Source organism: Pseudomonas cichorii, from assembly GCF_019719005.1.
GTDB lineage: Bacteria > Pseudomonadota > Gammaproteobacteria > Pseudomonadales > Pseudomonadaceae > Aquipseudomonas > Aquipseudomonas cichorii_E.
This window is the reverse complement of the sequence record NZ_JAIGPJ010000052.1, coordinates 18980-24435: the sequence shown is the minus strand read 5'-3', so window position 1 is coordinate 24435 and position 5456 is coordinate 18980. Positions and strand designations below refer to the sequence as shown.

Below are 5456 nucleotides of genomic sequence, written 5' to 3'. Positions count from 1 at the left end.
ACCAGAAAGACACCGACTTGCTCGACAGGGCGGGGTTTATGACGCCCTAAAATAATCAATCGAGAAAAAAAGCACTGAAGACAGTTGCTCCTACACAATCTGTGAGCGACTTCAGTCGCGAAGGGCATTAACCCTCGCGCAACACCGCCAACGGGCTGGCATTCAAGGCGCGCCTTGTGCCGAACACTCCGGCACCGCCCACCAGCAGGGCACCGATCAGTGGCAGCAGCAACAGCCATGGATGTGGTTGCCAGGCCAGATCGAAGGCGTAGCGGTACAGCACCAGACTGACCAGCTCACAACCCAGTGCAGCCAGTAAACCACTGGCCGCACCCAGCAGACCGAACTCTATCCGGCGCGACTTGATCAGCAACTTGCGTTCCGCACCCAGGGCACGCAGCAGGGCACCCTGGCGGATCCGCTCGTCCAGTGTCGCCTGCAACCCCGAAAACAGCACGGCAATACCCGCTGCCAGCACGAACAGCAGTACGAACTGCACGGCCAGGGTCACTTGATCCAGGATGCTGCGCACCTGAGCCAGCAGGGCTTCCACGCCCAGGATGCTGATGGCCGGGTAGGCACGGGAAAGCTCGACGATCTGCTTGTCCTGGCCGGGCGGCAGATAGAAGCTGGTCAGGTAAGTGGTCGGCAGGTCGGTCAGCGTGCCGGGCTGGAAGATCATGAAGAAGTTGGGCTGGAAGGTATCCCAGTTCACGTCCCGCAGGCTGGTGACCACCGCTTCGCGAGTCAGGCCGCCAACGATGAAGCTCAGATTGTCTCCCAGCTTGATCCCCAGGCTGTCTGCCAGCTTGGCTTCCACCGAGACTCCAGGCTTGGCGTCGGCAGCGGTGGCAGGTGCCCACCAGTTACCGGCTGTCAGCCTGTTGCCTTCGGGCAGGTCGGCTGCCCAGGTCAGGCTCAGGTCGCGGCGGGTTGCGTTTTCGCCGCGTGAGTCCTTGGTCACGAAGTTGCCGACCGGTTCGCCGTTGATATTTACCAGACGGCCCGGCACCACAGGGTAGAGCGGGGCGGAGTGGGTCGACAGGCGACTCAGGGTCTGGGCGAAGTTTTCTTTCTCCGATGGCAGCACGTTGAGCACGAAATAGTTCGGTGCGTCCTTGGGCAACTGGTTCTGCCAGGTGTCGAGCAGTTCGCCGCGCAGCAGGGCGATGAGGCCCATGGACAGCAGGATCAACCCGAACGCCAGCGACTGACCGGCGGCGGCCAATGGATAGCGCAACAGCTGGCCCAATCCCAGCCGCCATGGCAGGGAAGCACCGGACAGCAGACGGCGCAGGCTCTTGAGAGCCAGCAGCAACAGGCTGCCCAGCACCAGTGCGGCCACGATGCCGCCACCCAGCAGGGCGAAGGTCAGGACCAGATCCAGGCTCAGACGCCACATGATCAGACCCAGTGCCAGCAAGGCAGCGCCGTAGACCAGCCAGGAGCTGGCCGGAATCGGCAGCATGTCCCGGCGCAGTACGCGCAATGGCGGCACGCGGCCCAGGGCAGCCAGTGGCGGCAGCGCGAAACCGGCCAGTGCAACCAGACCGGTACCTATCCCGGCGAAGGCAGGCAGCAGGCCGCCAGCAGGCACGGTGGTCGGCAAGAGGTTTTGCAGCAGGGCAAACAGACCCAGTTGTGCCAGCCAGCCCAGCAAGGCACCGCTGATACTGGCCAACAGGCCGATGATTGCCAGTTGCAGGCTGAACAGGGTCATGGTTTCGCTACGGGACAAGCCCAGGCAGCGCAACAGGGCACTGGAGTCGAAACGTCGGGCGGCGAAGCGCGAGGCCGAGAGGGCGACCGCGACACCGGCCAGCAGCACGGCCACCAGACTCGCCATATTCAGATAACGCTCGGCCTTGCCCAGTGCGCCACCGATCTGCTGGCTGCCGTCCCGTGCGTCCTTGATTTCCTGATGAGGCTCAAGGCCGGGTTCTATGGCTTTGCGATAGGCCGCGAGCACTTCAGGCGGACCGCTCCACATTTCCCGGTACTCGACCCGGCTGCCCGGCTGCACGACACCGGTTGCAGCAAGGTCTTGCAGGTTAATCATCACCCGTGGCGTCAGGCTATAGAAGTTGCCGGCGCGATCTGGCTCGTAGGTGAGGATGCGGGTCAGCTTGAGGGTCTTGGAGCCGACATCGATGTTGTCACCGATCTTAAGGTCCACGGCAGGCAGCAATCGCGCTTCAGCCCAGGCTTCTCCAGGCTCGGGGCCGTTGCCGATCTGCTCGGGCTGATAAAGGTCGGGTGCGCTTTTCAGGTCGCCTCGCAGCGGATAGACGTCATCCACCGCCTTGATGCTGGAGAGCTGAATGCCGCTGTCAGTGGCGATCACGCTTGAGAACAGCACGATTTTCGCGTGGTCGAGCTTGAGCTTTTCACCGGCTTCTATCTGTTCGGGCCGGGCAGGGCTTGAGCCTTCCAGAATCAGATCGGCGCCGAGAAACTCGGTAGCCCGCAGCATCATGGCGCCATTGAGGCGTGCGCCGAAGTAACCGATGGCGGTACTGGCGGCGACAGCGACCAGCAGCGCGAAGAACAACACCCGCAACTCGCCGGCGCGGGCATCGCGCAGCAGTTGGCGGGCGGCAAGGCTGAGCAGACGCATAAAGGGCAGGCGTGCCATCAAGGCTCCAGAGGGGCGACCAGTCGCCCACCTTCAAGACGGATCAGGCGTCGGCAGCGATGGGCCAGACGCTCGTCATGGGTGACCAGCACCAGCGTCGTATTGCGCTCCTTGTTCAACTCGAACAACAGGTCGCTGATGCGCTCGCCGGTGTGGCTGTCCAGGTTGCCGGTCGGTTCGTCGGCAAACAGCACATCCGGATCGGCGGCAAAGGCGCGGGCAATCGCAACCCGTTGCTGCTCGCCACCGGACAACTGGCGCGGCGTATGGGTCAGGCGTTTGCCCAGTCCTACACGCTCCAGCAGGCTGCGGGCCTTTTCCCGGGCGTCCTTGCGGCCTTCAAGCTCCATGGGCAGCATGACGTTTTCCAGGGCATTGAGGCTGTCGAGCAACTGGAACGACTGGAAGACAAAACCGACGTGTTCGGCGCGAACCCTGGCGCGCTGGTCTTCATCCAGCTGGCTCAGGTTGCGGCCCGAAAGGGTCACTGCACCTGCGCTCGGCAGGTCGAGCCCGGCCAGCAGACCCAGCAGGGTGGATTTGCCGGAACCGGAGGAACCCACGATGGCCAGCGTATCTCCCTTGTTTAGTTCCAGAGAGAGTTCGTGCAGGATAGTCAGGTCACCTTCGGTGCTGGGGACCACTTTGCTGAGGCTTTGGGCACTGAGAATACTTTCACTCATGGAGAATCCGATGCGTGCGTGGTTTTTAAGTGCTGGCCTGGGGTTATTGCTGCTGTCACAAGGGGCAGTGGCGGGCACGGTATTGATCGTTGGAGATAGTATCAGCGCGGCTTTCGGCATGGATACCCGTGTCGGCTGGGTCAGCCTGCTCGAGCAGCGCATGCGCAACGAGGGATACACCGATAAAGTCGTCAATGCGTCCATCAGCGGCGACACCAGTGCCGGAGGCCTGGCGCGGCTGCCCACGCTGCTTGCAGAGCATAAGCCCGAGCTGGTTATTCTCGAATTGGGGGGCAATGACGGGTTGCGCGGGCAACTGCCAGCACAATTGCAACAAAATCTTGCATCGATGATAGATCGCTCTCGCGAAGCCGGTGCCAAGGTGCTTTTATTGGGTATGCGGATTCCGCCTAACTATGGCCCGCGCTACACCAAGGCTTTCGAGGACGTCTACAGCACCCTTGCCGAAGAGAAAAAAGTCCCTCTGATGCCCTTTTTTCTTGAGGGTGTGGCGGGAGTTCCGGGGTTGATGCAAGCCGATGGTCTGCACCCGGCACCGAGCGCTCAGGGCAAGTTGCTGGAAAATGTCTGGCCAAGCCTGAAACCGCTGCTTTGAGGCTTTTCTGGGCGGTGGCTTTCGGCTAATGTGGCGCCCCCTATCTGGAGCCCCCCATGCCGCGTCCCGCCTGGTCCCTATATGCCTATCAAATGATCGAGCCCGATGAGCAGCTCGATCTGTTCGCGTGCCAGGAAGTCAGGGTGCATCTGATCGCGCGTCAACTGGAGCTGGGTGGCTCGATTGATCGTACCTTGTGCGGCACTTTACTCCCGGCGCAGCCACGCTGGTCGGGGGTCGAGCAGCAAGCCTTGATCGATGAGCGGTTGTGTCCGCTGTGCAAGGCCATTCTCGACGCTCAGCGGCGCGGCATGCACCCGATCTGGCCCGAACTCTAGCTGTCTCTCTTCAGAGCCTGTCTCCCGGTTCTGTAAGCGCCGGTGTACACTTCATCAATTTCCCCATTCGCCGTTTAGCCGAAGGATTTTCCCGGATGTTGTCGCGCATTCCAGCCGTTACCCGCTGTCTGTCGCTTGCCGCTCTTTTTATGGCCTGCTCTGTCAATGCACTGGAGTTTCCATTGCCTGCGCCTGGAGAGGACATCATCGGGCAGGTTCAGGTGATCAAGGCCCGTTACGAAGATACCTTTGCCGATATCGGCACCAAGTACGATCTGGGCTATCTGGAGATGATCGCGGCCAACCCGGGCGTCGATCCGTGGTTGCCGGGTGCCGGTACCGATATCGTATTGCCGACCCGTTTCATTCTGCCGCCGGGTCCGCGTGAAGGTATCGTCATCAATCTGGCTGAATACCGGATGTACTACTACCCCAAGGGCCAGAACGTGGTACACACCTATCCACTGGGTGTTGGCCGCGAAGGCTGGGGTTCGCCGATTGGTGTGACCAAGGTGATCGCCAAGACCCCGAACCCCACCTGGACACCGCCAGCGTCGATCCGCGCCGAGCACGCGGCTGATGGCGATATCCTGCCAAGCGTCGTTCCGGCCGGTCCCGACAACCCGCTGGGTCCGTTCAAGTTCGGACTGGGCATGTCGGGCTACCTGATCCATGGCTCGAACAAGAAGTTCGGCATCGGCATGCGCACCAGCCATGGCTGCTTCCGCATGTACAACAACAACGTGCTGGAGCTGGCTGACATGGCGCCGGTGGGCACAACCGTGCGCATCATCAGTGAGCCGTACAAATTCGGTATCAGCGGCGGCAAGGTGTATCTGGAAGCGCATACCCCGCTGGACGATCAGGGCAATCCGTCGGTGGTCGACAAGCACACTGGCGTCATCAATGCCTTGCTCAAGCGTGAGGATCTGGCCAACAACCTGCGCATGAACTGGGATCTGGTGCGTGATGTGGTGGCTGCCGAGGATGGCATGCCGGTGGAAATCGCGGTTCCGGGCACTGCGCCAGCGGCTGGCGAGGCTCCGGTGATCTTTCAATAAGCTGTCTTGAGTCCTGGCCAGCCTGAGCGGGCTGGTCAGGGCCTGCATACTGAATTGCAGGCAATAAAAAAGGGAGACCCCTGCGAACGGGGCAGCCTTCTCCACAAAACCCGGAGGATATTA

Annotated in this window: 5 protein-coding genes; 3 read left to right on the top strand and 2 right to left on the bottom strand. The window is 61.5% G+C overall.

Annotated features, from left to right (window positions below):
- Positions 1 to 127: 127 nt before the first annotated feature.
- The gene (locus K5D32_RS24515) at positions 128 to 2635 is read right to left on the bottom strand and encodes an ABC transporter permease (protein WP_221575938.1); all 2508 of its coding nucleotides are present in this window, start codon (positions 2633 to 2635) and stop codon (positions 128 to 130) included.
- A complete protein-coding gene (locus K5D32_RS24510) occupies positions 2635 to 3318 on the bottom strand; it encodes an ABC transporter ATP-binding protein (RefSeq protein WP_122317868.1) in 684 nt (227 codons plus the stop codon). Before K5D32_RS24510 ends, K5D32_RS24515 begins: the two co-directional genes overlap by 1 nt.
- 10 nt (positions 3319 to 3328) lie before the next feature.
- Between K5D32_RS24510 and K5D32_RS24505 the strand changes: the two genes are divergently transcribed.
- The 3 genes from K5D32_RS24505 (at position 3329) to K5D32_RS24495 (ending at position 5333) form a co-directional block, all read left to right on the top strand.
- The gene (locus K5D32_RS24505) at positions 3329 to 3934 is read left to right on the top strand and encodes an arylesterase (protein ID WP_221594744.1); all 606 of its coding nucleotides are present in this window, start codon (positions 3329 to 3331) and stop codon (positions 3932 to 3934) included.
- Between the two features lie 56 nt (positions 3935 to 3990).
- Positions 3991 to 4272 (top strand): hypothetical protein, encoded by a 282-nt coding sequence (locus K5D32_RS24500; RefSeq protein WP_122321855.1) that lies wholly within the window; start codon positions 3991 to 3993, stop codon positions 4270 to 4272.
- Between the two features lie 95 nt (positions 4273 to 4367).
- Entirely contained in the window at positions 4368 to 5333 is a 966-nt protein-coding gene (locus K5D32_RS24495) for a L,D-transpeptidase family protein (protein ID WP_221602132.1), read from the top strand.
- Positions 5334 to 5456 lie beyond the last annotated feature (123 nt).

Bases quoted from the DNA above. Each gene is read 5' to 3' on its own strand.
- K5D32_RS24500 (WP_122321855.1), top strand. From the start codon at position 3,991: ATGCCGCGTCCCGCCTGGTCCCTATATGCCTATCAAATGATCGAGCCC.
- K5D32_RS24495 (WP_221602132.1), top strand. From the start codon at position 4,368: ATGTTGTCGCGCATTCCAGCCGTTACCCGCTGTCTGTCGCTTGCCGCT.
- K5D32_RS24515 (WP_221575938.1), bottom strand. From the start codon at position 2,635: ATGGCACGCCTGCCCTTTATGCGTCTGCTCAGCCTTGCCGCCCGCCAA.
- K5D32_RS24505 (WP_221594744.1), top strand. From the start codon at position 3,329: ATGCGTGCGTGGTTTTTAAGTGCTGGCCTGGGGTTATTGCTGCTGTCA.
- K5D32_RS24510 (WP_122317868.1), bottom strand. From the start codon at position 3,318: ATGAGTGAAAGTATTCTCAGTGCCCAAAGCCTCAGCAAAGTGGTCCCC.